This window comes from Candidatus Didemnitutus sp. (genome assembly GCA_019634575.1).
Classification (GTDB): Bacteria; Verrucomicrobiota; Verrucomicrobiia; order Opitutales; family Opitutaceae; genus Didemnitutus.
Genome location: JAHCAY010000001.1, coordinates 1647023 through 1665691, shown reverse-complemented (window position 1 = coordinate 1665691; position 18669 = coordinate 1647023). Strand labels below are relative to the sequence as shown.

The 18669-nt window shown below is 67.9% G+C and carries 10 protein-coding genes; 1 reads left to right on the top strand and 9 read right to left on the bottom strand.

Annotated elements, in window-relative coordinates:
* Positions 1-70: 70 nt before the first annotated feature.
* Complete coding sequence (locus KF715_06955) at positions 71-508, top strand: hypothetical protein (protein MBX3736406.1); 438 nt, start codon at positions 71-73, stop codon at positions 506-508.
* 8 nt (positions 509-516) lie between these two features.
* Here the strand turns inward: KF715_06955 and KF715_06950 are convergent, their stop codons facing one another.
* The 9 genes from KF715_06950 to KF715_06910 form a co-directional block, all read right to left on the bottom strand.
* The gene (locus tag KF715_06950) at positions 517-1575 is read right to left on the bottom strand and encodes an NAD-dependent epimerase/dehydratase family protein (protein MBX3736405.1); all 1059 of its coding nucleotides are present in this window, start codon (positions 1573-1575) and stop codon (positions 517-519) included.
* Between the two features lie 488 nt (positions 1576-2063).
* Positions 2064-5363, bottom strand: coding sequence for a carboxypeptidase regulatory-like domain-containing protein (locus KF715_06945; GenBank protein ID MBX3736404.1), 3300 nt, complete (start codon positions 5361-5363; stop codon positions 2064-2066).
* A gap of 3 nt (positions 5364-5366) precedes the next feature.
* Positions 5367-6368 (bottom strand): FecR domain-containing protein, encoded by a 1002-nt coding sequence (locus tag KF715_06940; GenBank protein MBX3736403.1) that lies wholly within the window; start codon positions 6366-6368, stop codon positions 5367-5369.
* Positions 6365-6994, bottom strand: coding sequence for a sigma-70 family RNA polymerase sigma factor (locus tag KF715_06935; protein ID MBX3736402.1), 630 nt, complete (start codon positions 6992-6994; stop codon positions 6365-6367). Before KF715_06935 ends, KF715_06940 begins: the two co-directional genes overlap by 4 nt.
* Positions 6995-7030: 36 nt before the next feature.
* Positions 7031-9232, bottom strand: a complete 2202-nt coding sequence (locus tag KF715_06930; GenBank protein ID MBX3736401.1) for a hypothetical protein — start codon at positions 9230-9232, stop codon at positions 7031-7033.
* Between the two features lie 13 nt (positions 9233-9245).
* Positions 9246-11609 (bottom strand): hypothetical protein, encoded by a 2364-nt coding sequence (locus tag KF715_06925; GenBank protein MBX3736400.1) that lies wholly within the window; start codon positions 11607-11609, stop codon positions 9246-9248.
* 35 nt (positions 11610-11644) lie between these two features.
* Positions 11645-14020: a hypothetical protein gene (locus KF715_06920; protein MBX3736399.1), complete on the bottom strand. Its 2376-nt coding sequence runs from the start codon at positions 14018-14020 to the stop codon at positions 11645-11647.
* A gap of 9 nt (positions 14021-14029) precedes the next feature.
* Positions 14030-16051 (bottom strand): hypothetical protein, encoded by a 2022-nt coding sequence (locus KF715_06915; GenBank protein MBX3736398.1) that lies wholly within the window; start codon positions 16049-16051, stop codon positions 14030-14032.
* Positions 16052-16179: 128 nt separating this feature from the next.
* Positions 16180-18663 carry a hypothetical protein gene (locus tag KF715_06910; GenBank protein ID MBX3736397.1) on the bottom strand — a complete coding sequence of 828 codons (2484 nt, stop codon included), beginning with the start codon at positions 18661-18663 and terminating at the stop codon, positions 16180-16182.
* Positions 18664-18669: the final 6 nt, after the last annotated feature.

Sequence of the window (18669 nt, the reverse complement as noted above, 5' to 3'; positions counted from 1 at the left end):
GTCCGGAACGTTCGCCCGACCGTATTTCGGGGTTGATGCGGGAGCGGTGGTGCGAGTGGATAACGGGGTCATGCGTTTCCTTTCCCGTCTTCTCGTCTCCGCTCTCTTTTTCACGGTGCTCGCGGCCGCTCCGGCCGCCGAACGCGGGCTGCAACTTGTGGCGCCCACCGACGTGGCCACCGGTGGCTCGGCGTCCGTGCTCATTTCGGCGAGCACGAACCACGACGGCGAGCGCGTCGCCTTCGTGCATGTGGAATACTCGATCGACGCCGGCAAGACCTGGCAGGTGCTGTTCTACGAGACCGATTTGGGCGAGACCTTCTCGCGCCGGGCGGACTTCGCGGTCGCCCCGACCAAGGGCAAGGCGATCCTCCGTGCGCGGGCGGCGTTCCGCAGCGCGACGGGCGATGTCGATTACGCGGGCACCCCGATCCAGTGGGATGGCACGTGGGCGCAGTGGCGCACGCCGCCGACGCGTTACGCGATCATCTACGTCGGCGGGCGCTGAAGAACCGCTCAGGTCTTGGGGCGTGATTTCCACGCCTCGACGATCTGGCGGATGGTTTCCTCGAGCGAGACGCTGATGTCCCAGCTCGGGTAGTGCGCGCGCATCTTGCGCAGGTCCGAGTAATAGCAGATGTGGTCGCCGGCGCGGTTTTGGTCGACGTAGGTATAGACCTGCTTCTTGCCGGAGAATTTTTCCGCGATCTGGAAGGCCTCGAGGATGGAACAGGAATTGTTTTTGCCGCCGCCGAGGTTGTAGACCTCGCCGGCGCGAGGCGCGGCGACGAACGCGGCCATGAAGCGCGCGACGTCGAGCGAGTGGATGTTGTCGCGGACCTGTTTGCCCTTGTAGCCGAAGACGCGGTATTCGCGGCCCTCGAGGTTGCACTTCACGAGGTAGCTGAGGAACCCGTGGAGCTCCACGCCGCTGTGGTTCGGGCCGGTGAGGCAGCCGCCGCGCAGCGCGCAGGTGGGCATGTTGAAATAGCGGCCGTATTCCTGGACCATGACGTCGGCGGCGACCTTGGAGGCTCCGAAGAGCGAGTGCTTCGACTGGTCGATGGTGAACGTCTCGGCGATGCCGTGCGCGTAGGCAGGATCGGCGTAGTCCCAGCGGGTCTCGAGTTCGGCGAGTTTGATGGAGTTGGGCGCGTCGCCGTAGACTTTGTTCGTGCTCATGTGCACGAAGGGCGACTCGGGGCAGGCTTGGCGCGCGGCCTCGAGGAGGTTGAGCGTGCCGACGGCGTTGGTGTCGAAATCGTCGAAAGGAATCGCGGCGGCGCGGTCGTGCGAGGGTTGCGCGGCGGTGTGGACGATGACGGCAGGCTTGAGGTGTTTGACGAGCGCGAGCACGCCGGCGCGATCACGGATGTCGAGTTCGTGGTGCTCGAAACCCTTCAGGTCCTGCGCGAGGCGCTGCTGGTTCCAGCGCGTGTCGCCCTGCGGGCCGAAGAAGACGGCGCGCTGGTTGTTGTCGACGCCGTGGACCGTGTAGCCTTGAGCGGCGAAATAAACGCAGACTTCGGAGCCGATGAGGCCCGAGGAACCGGTGACGAGGATGGTCTTGGCCATGGGAAAAATGGGAGCGGTAACGGAAGCAAGCCACCGGAACCGAGGCCAGACGAATCTTGGTCGCCGCCGCGGAGCGCGCTGGTCAGCCGAGGTTCAAAACTCCGCTTCCACATCGGGCAAACCGAACCTGGGCCGGCCCCGATCGCCCGACGCGGAAGCGGAGCGAATGAATACCTGCCGGCACTTCCGCAACGGTCGCGCCGGACCAAGACACGACAGAGCGCGTGGGAATATCCGCTATCGCGTTTCCGAAATTAGCGTAGCCGCCGAAAATTCTGGCAGCCGCGTGCGCGAGCGCGGCTCCGTCAGGTCTCACTTTTCGCTCGGAAAATGCCAAATAGCCCGGCCTCTCCGAGGACGGGTCCCATGCACCCGCGCCCGGAGGTCGCGGGCTACCCGGCAAGCGCTCGGGCGAGCGCAAACACGGACCGCTCGCGGGCGCTCGTGGCTACGGAGTTACTGAAACGGCAACATCGCGCGGTGAAAAATCAGAACGTCGCCGTGACGGACAACGAGTAGGTGCGCCCGCGCCAGTCGCCGTAGGGCTGCACGCCGGAAGCGGCGCCGTCGTAATAGTATTTGGGATAGTCGAAGCCCGAGAGGTTGTTCACGCGGAGCTGGCCGCGCAGGCCGTAGCGCTTGGTCTTCCAGCCGAGCAGGCGGACGAGATCGGCCTGCGCATAGGCGTCGAATTGCCAGTAGGGGCGGATTTGCTTGTCGCCTTGGGCGATACGCTCGTAGTCGGGCAGCAGGCGGGAGTGGAAGTATTGTCCCTCGAAGCCGAAGCCGTAGGTGCGGTTCGACCAGCCGGCGCCGAAATCCGCGCGATAGCGCAACAGGCCGGAGCCGGTGCCGTCGGGATGGTTCAGCTCGTCCACGGTCGGTTGCGTCGCGAGCAACTGGCGTTCGTAGCGCTGATAATAGAGCACGCGGGCATGGGTCTCGAGCGTGCCGCCGAGCAGGCCGGTCCACGCGTAGTCGACGCCGAGCGTCCAACTCTGCGAGCGGCGCGACGAGGCGTTGATGTTGCCGACGATCACGCGCGTCACGCGGCCGACGGTTTCGCCGGGGCCGGGGGCCGCGCGGATGACGCGTTCGGGGACGAGCGCTTCGAGGGCGAGCGTGCCGTTGGCGTCGAGCGAGAGCATTTCGTTGGTCTTGCGGGTGTCGACGAAGTCGAGGGTCGCGCGGAAGTGATGCTCTTCGCCGTGTTCGAACAGGAGGCCGGCCGTTTGCGTGACGGCGTCTTCGGGTGCGAGGAAGAAGTTCACATTGTCGTCGACCTGCGCGACGTAGGATTCGCCGCGCCGAGGATCGGTGATGATGTCCTGGTTCGCGGCGCCGCCGTCGGGGCCGCCGGGTAGGGCGACGGAGCGGCTGAGGAAGGGTGCCGGGAAGCGTTTCGACGAGGTGACGCTGCCGCGCAGCGTGACGCCGCCGGCGAACGCGGCACGCAGGCCGACCGTCGGGACGGTGTTGACTTCGTTGGCTTGGTCGGAGGCGACGTAGCGGACGGCGAAGTCGCCGTCGATCTTGCGAATCCACTGAGGCAGCCAGCGGCGGGGCGCGAGCGGGGTCTGAAGTTCGGAGAAGAAGCTGTAGCGCTCGAGTTGGCGGCCGCGGCGCAGCATGGGGTCGGCCGCGCGCGAGCCGTCGGCGTAGAGAAATTCCTCGGCGTAGTCGCGCAGTTGGAGGCGGCGGTAGTCGGCGCCGGCGACGAGGCTCGAGCGTCCGGTCGGGAGGTTGAGTTCCTGATTCGTGACGCGGGCGGCGACGTCGAGCGTGCGATAGTCGCCGAGCGTCACGAATCGACCGCGGCCGCCGCGATAAATGAGCACGGAGTCGTAGAACGCGGTCGGCGGGCCGTAGTGCTGCGTGTCGCGGAGCGGATTGTAGACGCCTTGGTCGATGAGGCTCTGCCAGCGGGTCGTGTCCGCGCCGAAGAGGCCGCGATATTTGACGACGCTGCGCGAGGCGAGGAAGTCGGACGACAGGCGCCACGCGCGGGGCAGGCGCAAGAGGAGGCCGCCGACGGCGGAGGAGAAGTCGATGTGGGCTTCGTTGTAATTTTCGCCGACGAGCGGCGCGGTGTCGACGAGCGTGATATCGACGTCCTGGTGGAAGGGGTTGAGCGGCGATGCGGCGGCGAGCGTGAAGTTGCCGGTGAGCACGTCGAGGCCGCGGTTCATCACCGTGCGCGAGTGGATGACGTCGAGGCCGATCTGAATCCAAGGCCACGGGTCGTAGGTCACCGAGCCGAAATACGCGTCGCGGCGCTGACGTCGGCCGTAGGGGGAGTCGAGGGTGATCGGCGAGGCGGAGAGTCCGGCGGGCGAATCGTAGAAGTCGAGTTGTCGCACGCCGGCGCGGCCGTTGAAGGCGGCGAGGCCGCCGTTGCCGTCGGCGCCAGGGGCGACGGAGGTGAAGGTGGCGCTGCCGGCACCGAACAGCGGCGTGCCGTCGTGGCTGCGGATGTTGGGCGTGGCGCGGAAGAGGGCGTCGTCCGCGAGGGGAACGAAGGCGGCGTGGCGGCGGCGGAAGCCGAGCTCGGTCTCGGTCGGCGGTTCGACGTCGGTGCGCACGGCGCTGAGGCGGATGCGAAGGCGTTGGTCGAGGAGCGATTGGCCGTGTTGGAAGGAGAACGAGGTCTGGGGCGCGTCGTAGCCGCCGGTGGCGTTGGTGTAGGTGGCGTTGACTTCGGTGGCGGTTACGTCGGGGCGCAGCACGATGTTGATCACGCCGCCGACGGGATTGCCGCTGTAGATGGCGGAAGCGGAGGCGGGGAGCACTTCGACCTGCTGGATGAGGCTGAGCGGGATGAAGTTCACGTCGGCCGGCTGGGGCTGCTGGTTGCTGCTGATCTGCACCTCGGGCAGGCGGCGGCCGTTGATGAGGATGACGGTTTCGTTTTCCTCGTAGCCGCGGAGCTTGAGGTTGCTGCTGCCGGCGAAGGCCTGCTTGGAGTCGAAGCTGCCGCTTTGCTCCGGCGGCCGGGCGGAGGCGTCGCCCTCGAGGATGGCGCGTTGGAGAAATTCGTTCAGCGCCACGACGCCGCTGCGGGTGATCTGTTCACGGGTGTAGATGGTGAAGGGCAGGGCGTCGTCGGCGCCGCGGGGCAGATCGAGATTGCCGGTGGCGCGGCGCGGGCCGAGAAGCGCGGCGCTGTCGTCGATGGGGCGGAGACGGGCGGAGCGGCCTTGGACGACGTAGGGTTCGAGTTGTTCGAGCTCGCGCACGGGCTGGAGGCGCTGGTCGTCGAGCTTGGAAATGCGTCCGGCCTCGACCTCGACGTTGTCGATGCGGAGAGGATGCCAGCCGGCGGCGTTGGCGAAGAGTTGCCGTTTGCCGGGGGGCACGGCGGCGAAGCTGAAGCGGCCGCCGGCGTCGGTCGTGGCGGAGAGGCGCGTGCCGGCGAGGGCGATGACGATGCCGGCGGCGGGTTTGCCGTCGGGGTAGAGGAGGCGGCCGGTGATCGAGCCGGAGGTCTGCGCGGTGGAGCGGACGACGTATTTGCCGCCGCTGAAGCGGTGGGCGGCGAAGCCGGTGCCGGCGAGCAGGCGGGCGAGCGCGTCGTCGGGCTCGAGGTTGCCCTGGACGGCGTTGGCCTGCGCGGCGCCCAGCTCGTCAGCCGGAAACAACACCTCGACTCTCGCCTGTTGGGAGAAGGCGAGCAGCGCGTCGGCGGCGGATTGCGCGGGCAGCTGGAAATCGACCGGCGCGGCGGTCAGCGCCGTGAGGAGCGCGGTGCCGAGGGCCAGTCGTCGGAGCAGGGCGGCGGGCCGGAGCATGCGTCAGCGTTCGTTGGCGAGGGAGACGCGCACGTCGCCGTGCGGGTCGCGTGAGACGACGACGTTGAGCGTTTGCGGGAGCAGTTCGAGGAATTCCGGGAGGTTGTCCAAGTTGAAGCGGCCGCCGAGGCGTTGCTGCGCGGCGCCGGGGGAAACGGTGATGGTGCGGCCGTGGTGGCGGGAGAAGGCGGCGAGGACATCGCTCAAGGCTGCGCGGTCGAAAACGATCTCGCCGTTGCGCCACGCGAGCGAGGCGTCGAGCTCCTTAGTGCTTAGCGCGCGGAGACTGCCGGCTGCGTATTGGTCGCCGCGTTTGAGCGCGAGCGGGGAGGCGGTCGCGGGGTCGCCCGGGCGGACTTGCACGGAGCCTTCGAGCACGGTGACTTGGAAAGGCGCGACGTCGTCCGCGCGGACGTCGAACTGCGTGCCGGTGACGCGGACGGTGCCGGCTGGCGTATCCACGAAGAACGGGCGGGCCGGGTCCTTCGCGACCGTGAAGAAGGCTTGGCCGCGGGTGAGACGGACGTGGCGCTCGTGTGCGGTGAGCGAGGCGGAGAGTTGGGTGTGGGCGTTGAGTTCGATGCGCGAGCCGTCGGCGAGGGCGACGGACTGGCGTTGGGCGGCGGCGGTGGCGAACTCGAGGGCGGCCGGAGTGGCGGTGCGGCCGGTCCAGAGGACGAGGGCCACGGCTGCCGCGGCCGCGGTGAGCATTGCTCCGACCCACAGCGGTCGGAACAACCCGGGGCGCGGACGGGCAGACGTAAGCTCGTGTTGATTTTCCGCCGGCGATTCCGGGATGCCTGCAAGCAACGGCAACTGCTGTTCGAGGTCGGCGGAAAACTGGCAATAGGATGAGAGGGCGGCGCGATGCGCGGGCGCGGCGTCGAGCCAGGCGTCGAGGGCGGTGCGGTCGCTGGCGGTGAGGACGGAGCCGTCGAGCTTGGCGGCCCAGAGCGCGGCTTGCTCGTCGATGACGGGATCGATCGGTGTGTGGTGCGGGTTCATGACACGCCCTCCGGGGTGACGGCGGTGGCGTTGGCGGTGGGAGAGTCGGCGAGCGCGGCACGCAGGAGGCGCAGGGCGCGGGCGTGTTGTTTTTCGACCGTGCTGATGGCAATGCCGAGGCGGTCGGAAATTTCTTGGTGCGAGAGCATCTCGACTTTGCGCAGGAGCAGGACGGTGCGGCAGCCTTCGGGGAGTTGGGCGATGGCGGCTTCGAGGCGGGCGAGTTCCTGGCGGGCGATGACCTGTTGGGCGACGCCGGGTTGGGCGGCGGCGGTGCGATCGATGGGGGCCTCGCCGGGGGCGATGGGCGAGATGGCGCGGCGCTTGAGGCGGTTGATGGCGAGGCGGCGCGCAGTGGTGTAGAGGAGCGCCTCGGGTTTCTCCGCGGCGTCTTTCTGGACCGTCGGATAGACGCGCATGTAGGCGTCGTGGGCGATGTCCTCGGCTTCGGACTCGTTGCGCAGCAAACGGGTCAGGTAGCGACGCAGGGGCGTGACGGTGGCACGATACAGGCCGGCGAAATCGCGGCGATTTTCCGGCTGTTCAGGCATGGGAATGCACTCGGCCAGCGCGGGAGCGGCGGTGGCGGAGGTGTAGACGGAGCGTTCGGCGGTGACGGGTGGCACGGCTGCCCATGATGACAACCGTAGTCGTGCGACCCGCTATCGGCCAAAGAAATTCTTCGTTTCTCCGCCGAAGAGGCGCGGAGCGGCGACAGCGGCGCTGCCAGCGATGAGCGCGCCCACGGCGATCCAAAGAAAAGCCGTGTGCGCCGGGGCGAGACGTTCGTGGGCGAATCCGCGGGCAAGCGCTTGGGCGAGTTCCGGTTGCGCCGCGGCGATGGGGGGAGCGGCGGCGACCCAACCTTCGGTGTCCGTCCGTCCGTCGTAGAGGACGACCCGGGCGCGGCGACCGATGAAGGTGGACGTATCGAGTGCGGTGAATTCGACTTCGGGAGCGGTGGTGCTGCCGCAGCCGATTTCCTGAATGAGTTGGCCGTCGGAGGTCTCGACGCGAAGGCGCAAGCCGTTGCCGTGGGAGATCGGCCAGCCAGCGTGGGGGACGATGAACCACGGCGTGCGAATCGGAAACGGATCGCTCCAGGCCGTGCAGGTGAATCCCGGGCCGTCGACGTCGGTGCCGGCAAATTGATGCCGCAGTTCTTCCGGTGAGAGCGGCGCCGTGCCGGCGAGGCGGCCGGGCGGCTGGACGGAGTTGCCGGAGATGATCTGGTAGTTGAGGAAGCCGACCGAATCCGGCGAATGGAAGAACCGGTGCCAGCGTTGCTCCACGCCGAACGTGAACGGATGCGGCCAGGCGAACACGCCCGCGCCGGCGAGGCCCGCGACGAGGAACGCGCTGCGCGGCAGCCAGCGATCGCGCCGCCAGTCGAACGGCGCCAGCGGCTCGCGCGCGGCGGACCCGAACGCGACGCCGACGAAACCGACGATCAGCGCGAGACTCGCGCCGAGCCCGAGCGCGAGCGAGTGGCGCTGCGCGGCACGCACGACGCGGCCGGCGAGATCGGGCGGATTGGCCGGCTCGACCTCGTGCGGCAGGAGCGCGCGGAACGAGGGGCGGTCGAGCAGGGTGGTGACCTGATTCACGTCCTGGTAGAGGGCGTGGCGCGTGGCGGGTTGCTCGAGGAGAGCGCGATCGTGGTGCGCGAGGTAGGCTTGGACGGCGTCGAGGCGCGCGCGGTTGTTCTCCGCGGCGTGGGCGTGGAAATATGCGGTGTGTCCGCCGATCGAGAGATCGCGCAGGCCGAGGGAGATCGTGAGGGCCCACGCCGCGCCGAAAACGAGGACCGCCGCGCGTGCGAGTCGCGGCCCGGTGCCGAGTCGCGTGAGGGCGAGGGCGTTGACGAGCACGAACACGGCGAGGAGTTCGCCGTAGCGGGAAACATAGCCGCCATAGTCCGCGCCGCGGGCGAACGCGAGTGCGGCGGCTTGTCCGATAGCCCAGAGGCCGAGGGCGAGCACGATGCGATCGAAGGGCGAGGCGTCGCGCCGTCCGCGCGACTGAAAAACAAACACGGTGAACGGCAGCATCGTGATTGCGACCGCGCCGGGCCAGCCCGCCGGCCAGCCGAGCAGATCGAGGAAGGCGTGAAGAAAGTGCAGCGGCGAACTCGCGGTCTGTGCGAAGGCGCCGTAGGACGGCGCGGTGGCCTTGATGAGGGCGATGATCGCGAGTCCGGTGGCGGCGAGTGCGGCGGGAACGGCGGCCCAGCGCGAGAGCGGCGCGCGCGTCCACGCGGCGGCAAGCAGCACTGCGAGCGGCGCCATCCACATGCCGGCGAGCGTGAAGAGGCCGGCGAGTCCGGCGCCTTGCGCGAACCACCAGGCGCGCGTGCCGGGAGGATTCTCGATCGAACCGTGGACGTGGAGAAACAGAAAGAGCAGCGCGAGCGGGAACTGGGATTGAAATCCCCACGTGATGTTCTCCCACGCGTAGGGCAGCGCGGCGACGCCGATCACGGCGGCGGTGGCGAATGCGGCCGGCAGCGCGCGGAGATGGCGCACGATGAAGTGAACGGCGATGGCACAAAAGCTCGCGTGCAGCAGCGCGTTCACGGTCGTTTGGGCGAAGGGGTCCCACCGCCCGGTGAGCGCAGCCTGCAGCCAGGCCAGCAGGCGCGTCCACATCGGCACGTGTTCGAAGTGCGGGGCGAAGAACGCGGTGGGGCGGAGCGAGCCATCGATCCAGGGCGCGAGGATGTCGGCGGCTTCGATTTTCCACTGATCGTTGATCGCGACGGCGCCGGTGTGGCCGTGGATTTCGTGCAGGCGTGCGGCCAGCACGAAGGCCGCAGCGCCGCCGGCCCACAACCACGGCCAGAGCCGGGCGGTGGCCGGGGTCACGTTCAGCGGACGCTCACTTGAAGCGGAGTGCGGTCCACGCCGTCCAGTCCCAGGCATAGTTACTTTGGGGTCCGGGGCTCGTGCGGAGGCGGAGGCGGGCGCCGTCGCCGCGCGGCAGGTTGATTTCGAAATCGTGGAGGGTGCGGTCCTTGGGGCGTTGGACTGGATCGAGGGGTTGTTCGAGCAGGAGGGTCTCATCCGCGCCGCGAATCCAAGTGATGGTGAAAATGGCGCCATCGGTCGAGTTGCCGTTGGTGTAGGCGCCTTCGAGTATGCCGAACGCACCGGCAAATTTGGTGGCACCGTCGGGCACGTTGACGGTGAGCTCGCTTGGGGCGTGGAAAACCATCACGGGTTTGCCTTCGATCGTGCCTTCGGAGACGGGCGTCAGCGACGAATACGAAGTGGGCACGACCGAGAACATGCGGAAAAGGTTTTTCTCTTCCTGAGCGAAGAAGGCCTGGCCGGCGTCAGACGGCGGCAGGTCGGACACGGTAATGCGGTATCCGTCCTCGAAGTATTTCTCATCGCCGGGTTCAAGCACGACGGTGAGCGAGCGGAGGAAGCGGCCGGGTTTGCCGCCGGCGAAGTTCATATAGCCCATGAGGTCCTCGACGATCGGATTGATGATGAATCCGGTGCGCCCTTGAGGGAGCGGCATGCGGTAGTCGAGCGTCGTGCCCTGGGTGGTTTCGATGCGGAGCGTGACGATGGGGAGCTTGTAGGCGAAGCCGCGCAGGCGGCCCAGCAGGCTCGGACGCAGGTCGATCGACGCCCAGAGGTGGTGCTCGGCGAGGTCTTCGGTCAGGAACGGCTGGCCGGGGGCGAGCACGGCGCTGCGGATCGGCTGCGGAGCGATGGATCCGCGCGAGAACGGGCCGGGCTTGCGGCGCCACAGCTGCAGGCCGCGTTCGGTCAGGACGTATTCGTAGCGATGGAGGAGCAGCGAGAGCACTTCGGAGTCGTCAAATGTGACGAGACGGCGGTCGATCGACTGCAACTTGAATAGGACGAACTCGGGGGCGCGGTCGGAGGCGTAGAACTTCAGGTTGAGCCGCGAGAGGTGCGGGCGGTAGGCGGAGTAGCTTTGAATGACCGGGCGTGGATGGTAGTTGAAGTTGTTGTAGAGCGCGACGGCCAGTTCGAAGCCGAAGACGTCGAGCGTGTGCTGCCCGACCACGGCGCGGACTTTCGGAAGATCGAAATAGGTGCGCTCGACGTGGAGCTTGTAGTCGTAGTCGGCGCGCGTCTCTGCCGGGTGAAGGAGTTTGTCGACATTGCCGAAGGCGCGTTCCTGTCCCATGGCAAGCACGCCGCGCATGAGGCCCGGGATCGCGATGGTGACTCCGGCGATGCATGAGATTGCCATGACCACGGTGAGCCCGCGCTGCCAGCGGCGGAGTTGATCGCCGTCGGCGAGCAGGACTGGAAAGGCGACGGCGGGGACCATCACGATGAAGAAGAAGCCGATCATGTGCCCATCGGCGCGCACGAAGCCGTGTTTCCAGTTCAGGAAAACGTAGGCGCAAAGCGCCAACCCCGTCGTGATCGCCCGCGCGCGGTCCGCGAGTCGGGAGACATAGCCCACGAGGTAGGTGACCACGAGTCCGACGGTCACGAGACCCGCGAGCAGGCCTTCCGGCGGAGTCGGGAGCCCCATGGTCTCCTGGTAGCCCTGGCTGATCTCCCAGGAGTTGAAGAGATAGTCCGGCAGATTGAGCGGATTCTGCCCGCAGAGCATCCAGCCGAGCAGGTAGGAGCCTAAGCCCCAGCCCACGATCCATGCTGCATCCGCGCGCCGACGGTGCCAGAGGTGCAGCGCCGCGACGCTGACTACGAACACGGTCCCGAGCATGAGGTTGGTGAATTTCACCAGCCCGAGCGTGGCGAGCAGCACGGCGAACACCGCGGGCAGCAGGCGGAGCTTTTCGTCGTGCCGGCGGAGCAGTTCGAAGCCCATCAGCCCGATCACCATTTGCTGGAGCGCGTCCTCATACGTCGCGCCGAGCAAGGTGAAGAAAGCGAAATAGACGTAGCGGCGGTGCAGCGGGAGTTGCAGGCCCAGGCGGAAAATCAGCGTGGCGAAGACGATCGCCTGCACGCCCTGGGCTACGAGGAAGATGTGGTAATACAGCCCGGCGTAGGTCTTCCCCATGAGGAAGCCGAGCGGGCCGTAGGTGAAAACGATATCGACCCCGAATTGCAGGCGATCGTGAAACGCCTGCGCGAGCACCATGCGCCACGAGGAGTCCAGCTCGTTGGCGGGGGCGAAGGGGAACGTGAAAATGACGAGCGCCAGGATGCAGAAAAAGAAGGCACGGGCGGCCCAGTCGGCGGCGCTGGGGCGGGAGGGGACTTGTGGCTCCGGGAGAGTCATGGACGGAAACGGATAATTTTTCAGGGAGGGTCGGTCTAGCGGGAATTTTCGAAAACGAGATCGCGCCAAAACGTCCAATCGCTCGCGGGATTGCCGGCGGCGCCGGGCATGATTGCGAATTCGACCGTCCGGCCGGTCCCGGTGGGAATTGGCGCGGTGAAAGGGAACGGCGCGCGGTCGGCGGGCACGGCGACCGGATTCAGTGTGTGGCGGAAAAGCACGAAGATCGCCCCGTCCGTCGTGGTGCAACGCACTTGGAATTCCGCACCGTCGGTCGGCGTCCGGTTGTCGGGAGCGAAGGCGCCGGGACGGAATCCCACCTCGCCGCGCACGGCGGTGACGGCATCCGGGACCGCGAAGCGCATCGTCGACGGCGCGTGGGCGAAGAAGACGCGGTGGCCGTCCTCCTCGCTCGCCTGCGCGCCGAAGCGCGCGATCACAGAGCTCGGCTCGATGCGCTCGGCCAGGCGCGGCACGGCGAAGGCGGCGAGTTCCTCGCGCGGGAGCGAAGCGGGCGCCGCTTCGACCGCATACGGCGCGCTCTCGAAATACGCGCCGTCACTGGCGATCGCGCGCGCCACGAGCGAGCCCGCGCCGAGGTCGGACGGAAGCGGGAAATCGACCGTCAGCGAATCCGCGGGCGCGAGTGTGATCGAGTGCAGCACGCGGCCGCCCTCGCGCAACTCGACGCGGCGCAGTTGCGCGCCGGAGTCGCCGGCCGCCACGCGCACGATGCGCGGCGAGTCGCCGGTCGGGAAGATGCCGATCTCGCCACGGCGCGTGGCCGCACGGCTCGCGGGCAGCTCCGCGCGCCGGGTGCGAAATTCGTCGGTGATGGCGAACAGCCGGAAGCCTTGCGCGACGAATTGCGCGGATTCCACGGGCACGTAGTTTCGCTCGATGAAAGCGGCCAAACTGGGGAAATGAGCCAGCGGGTATTTCTGCCAGTGCCGGTTCGGGCCGGCGCTGCAGTCGACGATGAACGCCGGCCGCGATGCCTGCAGGTCGCGCAGCAGTGTTTCCATGGCGCCCGGCACCACGGTCGCACGGGTGTCGATCTCGGGCGCGACGTTGGTCCACGGCAGCAGACCGGTCTGGAACGACGCATACACGAACCGCGAGCCGGCGACGCGATCGGCGAACAGGTAGATGTCGGGATGATAGCCCCAGGCGAAGATCCGCTCGTCCGGCGCGGTGCGCGCGGCGATGAAACGCGCGACCCGCACGGAGGGATCGATCGGCAACGTCCGCGTGCGTGCGCGCCCGGCGGCCGACGCGAGTGGCAGCACGACGACGACGATCGCTGCCGCGGCAGCCCAGCGGCGCAGCGTCGGCACGCCCCGTCCCAGCGCGAGAGCAGAGAGCCCGCCGAGCACCCAGCCCGCGCCGGCGCATAGCGCGGGGAGGGTTTGGATCGCGTAGTGGTCGAACCCGCGGCCGCCCGCCGCCGCGCCGAGCGTCGCGCTCGCGGCCCACGCCAGCAGGTAGAGTCGAAGCGGATTGGCGAGATCCTCGGCAGCCGTTCGCTGTCTTTGCACGACGTGGAAAATCGCCGCTGCGACGCCCGCGAGAACGATTCCGAGCAACAGCGGAGCCGCAACGAAGAGCAGGCGCAGCGGCAGCAGGGCGGTCGCGGCGCGCTCGGTCGCGGCAACCGCCGGACCGTAGTAGCGGACATTGTAGGTCCAGGTGTAGAAAACGAAATCACCGAGCGCGCCGCGCGCGGCGTAGTAGGCCAGCACGAGCAGCACGGGCAGGGCGAAACCGGCGGTCAGGGCGAGCAGCGTGCGACGGCCGGCGGGCCGGTTTTCCCCGGACACGCGGGACCACAGCACGAGCGCGAGCGCGGGTGCGGCCAGATCGAGTGCGCCAGGCTGTTTGGAGAGGAAGGCGAGTGCGATGCAGACGCCGGTGAGAAAGACGCGCGGAGAAGTGCCGCCCCAAAAACACCACGCGGCCGCACTGGTGAAGAAAGCCACGAACCATTCCGTGACGAAGGCGTTGGCGTCGCCGACGTAGAACAGAGTCGTGGCCAGCGTCGGATAGAGCAGCGCCGCCCAGGTCGCCGCGGCGGTGCCGGCGCGGCGACGCAGCGCGAGGAAGAGCAGCGCGCCGGTGGCGGCGATCAGAACCGCGAGGCAGGCGTGAACGGCGGCCAGGTTGTCCGTGCCTGCGACGCGGAGGATGCCGGCCATCGCGACGTAGGTCAGCGGCGTGCGTTGGTCGACGGCGTCGCGATAGAGCACGCCGCCGTCGAGCAGGCGGCGCGCGACGCTCGCGTGGATCGCTTCGTCGACGTTCCAGGTTTGGAAGCCGAAGCCCGGCGCGCGCAGCCAAACCGTCGCCGCGCACAACGCCACGGCGCAGAGGCCGAGGACGAGTGAGGGAGCGATGCGCGGGAGTGTCGCCATGAATTCGGATCAGCGCGTGAATTGCGGCAGGCGCCAGCAGGTCCAGTCTTTCGTCGAGGTGCGGCCAGGCTCGGTCTCGAAAGTCAGGCGCGCGACGCGCCCGGGGCGCGGGGCGGGTAGATCGAGGTGGAAATCCTGCAGGCCGCGGTCGGAGGGTTGGGTGGCGGGTTGCAGGTCGCGGCTGAAGAGCTCCACGCGCCGCGTGCCGTCGGTCCAGGTGATGCGGAACGTCGCGCCGTCGGTGGGGCGATCGCCTTCCCCGGCGTCGGACGGGAAGCCGAACTGGCCGGTCGCGATGCGTGCATCGGCCGGGACGTTGAGGACGAGCGTGCCCGGCGCGTGGACGAGGCGCACGGTGACGCCCGAGATTTGCCGCACGCTGGACGGGAACGGGCTGGCAATCTCCATGCCTTCGAGATCGTGCCGTGTCGGGCTTTTCAGGCGATAGACGCGGAAGCGCGCGTCGAACTCGAGCAGCTTGCGGCCGGGCACGTCGGTGTGGAGGACGTCGTCGAGCCGGCTGAATTCGCGGACGAACTGATAGTTCGAGGCGGCGAGATCGCGCGAGAGCGACGGGAGATCGCCTTCGCCGTCCGGGCGGAGGACGAGCCAGGTGGGTTGCAGGTAACGGATGAGCGTGCCCCAGTTGGTGCCGACGATGAGCTTCGCGTCGACCATCTCGCGCGAGGACATGCCGGGCCAGTCGTAGGTTTTCAGGTTGGAGAAGAAACCGATGTAGCCCAGCGGCTCCATGAACACCGAGTCGCCGGGGGCGGAGTTGGCCTTCAGCCACTCGCCGATGACGCGGCGATTGCCGGTCTCGATCAGCGCCTGCTGCGCCCGGGCCTGGCGCGCGGCGCCGAACGTCAACTCGAGCCCGCAAAGCAGAACCGTGCCGGCGAGCGCGCCGCTCGCGATCCGCGCAGCGAGGTGCCGGGCCGACCAAAGTTGTCCGGCCGCGCCGGCCAGCGCCACCGCGCCGAAGAGGAACGTGCTCGGGAAATACCACGGGAAGGGGAAATACGGCACGAACGACAGATAGGCCGCGCCGCCGAAGAACGTCAGCGAAGCCACGCGCACCTCGAAACGCACACGCGGGAGCAGCCAGAGGAGCGCGGCGACGGTGGCGGACGCGCGCGCGACGGCGAACGTCCATGCCGGCCACGCCGGGAACATATAGTAGGAGGGGAGAAAGGCGCCTTCGGCGGACGTTTTGCCCTGCCAGATCTGCCACGGCATTTTCCAGAAATTCTCGAGGAAGCGGAGACCGGCGGAAAATCCGCCGCTTTGCGCGCCCTTGGCGACGATCGTGTTCGGGATCGGCGTGCCGTAATACCAGGTCGCCCACGCGAGCCACGGACCGTAGAGCGCCGTCGTCACCAGCCCGGCGCGCACGAACAACAGCAGCAGCCGGCGCCGGTCAGAGCCGGTGCGGGCGGGGTCGTTGAACAGCCACACGCCGGCGGCGACGAGGCCGATGTAGATGAAGCTGTCGGGTCGCGTCCACATCAGGCCGGCCCACGCGGCACCGAGATGGAGCCACTGCCGCGGGCCGGGCGTCCAGTGCGCCCACAGCGCGTAGGCGAGGAACAGCAGCATGAACGGCGTCTCCATGCCGTTGATGGTGAAATCGAGCGTCTTGGCATCGAAGGCCACGAAGGCGGCGAGGAACGCCGCGGCCACGAGCGGGTAGTCGAGCCGGCGGATCCAGCCGAACAGGAGCGCGAGCGCGCCGCCGAGTGCGCCGCCGCACATCACGCGGAAAATCCAGAGCGCGCCCGTATCGCTGGTGTTGCCGGTGAGCAGGTAGCTCACGGCCGGCAGGAGCACGCCGAGCGGCGAAGTGAAGGTGTGGAGACGATCCCCCTGATTGAAGACCAGCCCATGTCCCGTCGCGAGGTTCTTACTCGAGCGATAGGTGATGTAATAATCCTCCCACACATGGTTGGTGTAGAGCGCGAACGCCATCGCCGCGAGGAAGCCGAGCGCGAAGACGAGGCGTGTGGCTTGGGAGGAGGTGGGACGAGTCATGAGGTTGGTTCGGGAACAGGTGCGTTTGCCATGGAGAAAAATCCTCGGCAAGGTTGCTCTCCACACCCCGCATCGCTTCCGAGGGACAATCGGCGCGGTGCAACCCGCTACTTCGCGGGCGCTTATTTTCAGCGCCGCACGCGGAGGTCTCCCCAGTAGCTCCAGGCGTTGACGATGCGTCCGGAGGCCGGCGGCTCGGCGCGCAAATGGATGCGTCCGCCGGGTAGCGCGGGCAGCGCCACCGTGGCGGTTTGCGGACCGACATCGGTGGGCGCGTTGACGGGGTCGAGGTGCCGGCGGAACAGCTCGCGGCGCGAGCCGTCGGCCTGCTCGGCTTCGACGACGAATACGACGCCGTCGGTCCGGCGCGCGGCGGTGTGGGCGCCGCGCAGCACGCCGAAGCGGATTTCGAGTTGGTTCATGCCGTCGAGCCACGGATAAACCAGCTCGGAAGAGGCGTGGGCGAACAGGATCGGTTGGCCGTCCTCCTCGGAGTTGGCGAAGCCGAATTGCGCGTGGGTCGCGAGCGGCGCGACGGGTTGGCCGGCGAAATCGAGCGCGAGGCGCAGCGGGGTGAGGGCGAGTTCGCTCCAGAATGCGTTGGCCCTTTCCGCGCCGTCGGTGAGGAAGCGGAGCTCGCCCTGCGAAGGCCAGGGGATGTCCACGCGAAACTCGCGCACGCCGCGGTCCTCGGGATTCGTGTCGGGATTGAGCGAGCGGTCGAGCAGCGGGACTTCGGAACCGTCGGGACGCGCGAGGATGATCCGGAAGCGGACCGGCACGGCCTTGCGCGATTCGAGCCAATCGCGGTCGAGTTGGCCGAGTCCGCCGGTGATGGAAGCGGCGTCGTCGCCGATCGGGAAGGCGAGCATACTGGGCGTGCCGACGACCGAGACGATATGCTGGTTGAAGGTCGTGCGCTGCGCGTTGCGTGCGATCTCGCGCCGTGCGGGTGCGTGCAGCTCGCCATGGATGCGGAGGCCGTTTTCCGCGGGATCGACGAGGGGCGTGGCGCGGCGGTGATAGACGATGAAATGCGAGTCGTATTCGAGGTAGCGGCGGCCATGCACGTCGAGTTGCGCGACGTCGGCGGAACGGTCGAAATCCTTCGCGACCGTGTAGTAGTTATGCAGGAAGTCCGGTGCCTCGCGTTCGACGCGCGGGATTTCGAAGGGGCGCAGGACGATCCACGTCGGCTGGAGGTAGCGCAGGATCGCACCCCACGACGTGCCGAGCTCGCGGCGGGCGGCCACCATCTCGCGCGAGGACATGCCTGGCCAGTCGTAGGTTTTCAGGCCGGAGAAAAAGCCGATGTAGCCCAGCGGCTCCATGAAGATGGTGTCGCCCGGCGAGGATTGGGCGTGCAGCCACTCGCCGATCTGGCGGCGGTTGCCGTCCTCGACGATTTGCTGCTGGCTGCGGACCTGACGGGCTACGGCCCAGACGCTCCAGACGTTGGGGAGCAGCAAGGCGGCGGCGAGCGTGAGCGCGAGACCGCGGCAGACACCTGGCGCGGCCCCGGGCGACACGAGCCATTGCGTAAGCCCGGCGAGTGCGATCAACGCCAGCACTGTCGTGCTCGGGATATACCAGGGGAACGGGAAATACGGAAAATACGTGAGATAGACATGCGCTCCGAAGTAAGCGAAGGAAGCGACGCGCGCCCACGAGGCCAGGCGAGGGAAGAGCCACAGCAGCGCAGCGAGAGTGGCGAGCGTGCGCGAGACGATGATGATCGCACCAGGCCAGCCGCCGATCATGTAGTAAGCCGGCAGGAACGTGAGTTCGAGGGACGACGATTTGGTCCACGTCAGCCACGGGAGCCGCACGGCGGTGCTGATCAAGCCACCCAAGGTGTGCGGATCGCCGATGCCGCTCTTGGCGGTGATCGTGTGCGGCACGGGCGTGCCGTAGTAGAGCCACGCCCAGACCAGCCACGGCAGGTAGAGCGCGGTCGTAAGCAGTCCGGCGCGGACGAAGAGCCGCAGCTGCGCCCCGCGGGTCGAGCCGGTGGTCGGCGGATCGTTGAAGAGCCAGAAGCCCGCCGCGATCAGCCCGACGTAGATGAAGCTGTCCGGGCGCGTCCACATCAGGCCGGCCCAGGCCGCGCCGAGGTGCGCCCACTGCCGCGGGCCGGGCGTTTGGTGGGCCCAGAACGCGTAGGCGATGAAGAGCAGCATGAACGCCGTCTCCATGCCGTTGATCGTGAAGTCGAGGGTTTTGGCGTCGCTCAACAAGCCCCCCACGACCACCGCCAGCGCGACTGGCGCGTAGCGGGAGCGCCGCGCGAGACCGGTCAGCAGTGCGGCGGCGCCACCGAGGGCGGCCGCGCAGATGAACCGGAAAATCCACAGCGCACCAGGGTCGGACGTATTGCCCGTCAACAGGCTCGCGAGGGCGGGCAGCAGCACGCCGATCGGAGAGGTGAAGGTGTGCAGCCGGTCGCCGAGGTTGAAAACCAGTCCGTGGCCCGTCGCGAGGTTCTTACTCGAACGGTAGGTGATGTAGTAGTCTTCCCAGACGTGATTCGTATAGAGCGCGAAGCCGAGCGTGATGACGGCGGCGACGACAAACACTACCACACTGGGCGCGAGCTTGGCGGAACGATTCATGAGAGA

Bases quoted from the DNA above. Each gene is read 5' to 3' on its own strand.
- KF715_06955 (MBX3736406.1), top strand. From the start codon at position 71: ATGCGTTTCCTTTCCCGTCTTCTCGTCTCCGCTCTCTTTTTCACGGTG.
- KF715_06950 (MBX3736405.1), bottom strand. From the start codon at position 1,575: ATGGCCAAGACCATCCTCGTCACCGGTTCCTCGGGCCTCATCGGCTCC.
- KF715_06945 (MBX3736404.1), bottom strand. From the start codon at position 5,363: ATGCTCCGGCCCGCCGCCCTGCTCCGACGACTGGCCCTCGGCACCGCG.
- KF715_06940 (MBX3736403.1), bottom strand. From the start codon at position 6,368: ATGAACCCGCACCACACACCGATCGATCCCGTCATCGACGAGCAAGCC.
- KF715_06925 (MBX3736400.1), bottom strand. From the start codon at position 11,609: ATGACTCTCCCGGAGCCACAAGTCCCCTCCCGCCCCAGCGCCGCCGAC.
- KF715_06920 (MBX3736399.1), bottom strand. From the start codon at position 14,020: ATGGCGACACTCCCGCGCATCGCTCCCTCACTCGTCCTCGGCCTCTGC.
- KF715_06915 (MBX3736398.1), bottom strand. From the start codon at position 16,051: ATGACTCGTCCCACCTCCTCCCAAGCCACACGCCTCGTCTTCGCGCTC.
- KF715_06910 (MBX3736397.1), bottom strand. From the start codon at position 18,663: ATGAATCGTTCCGCCAAGCTCGCGCCCAGTGTGGTAGTGTTTGTCGTC.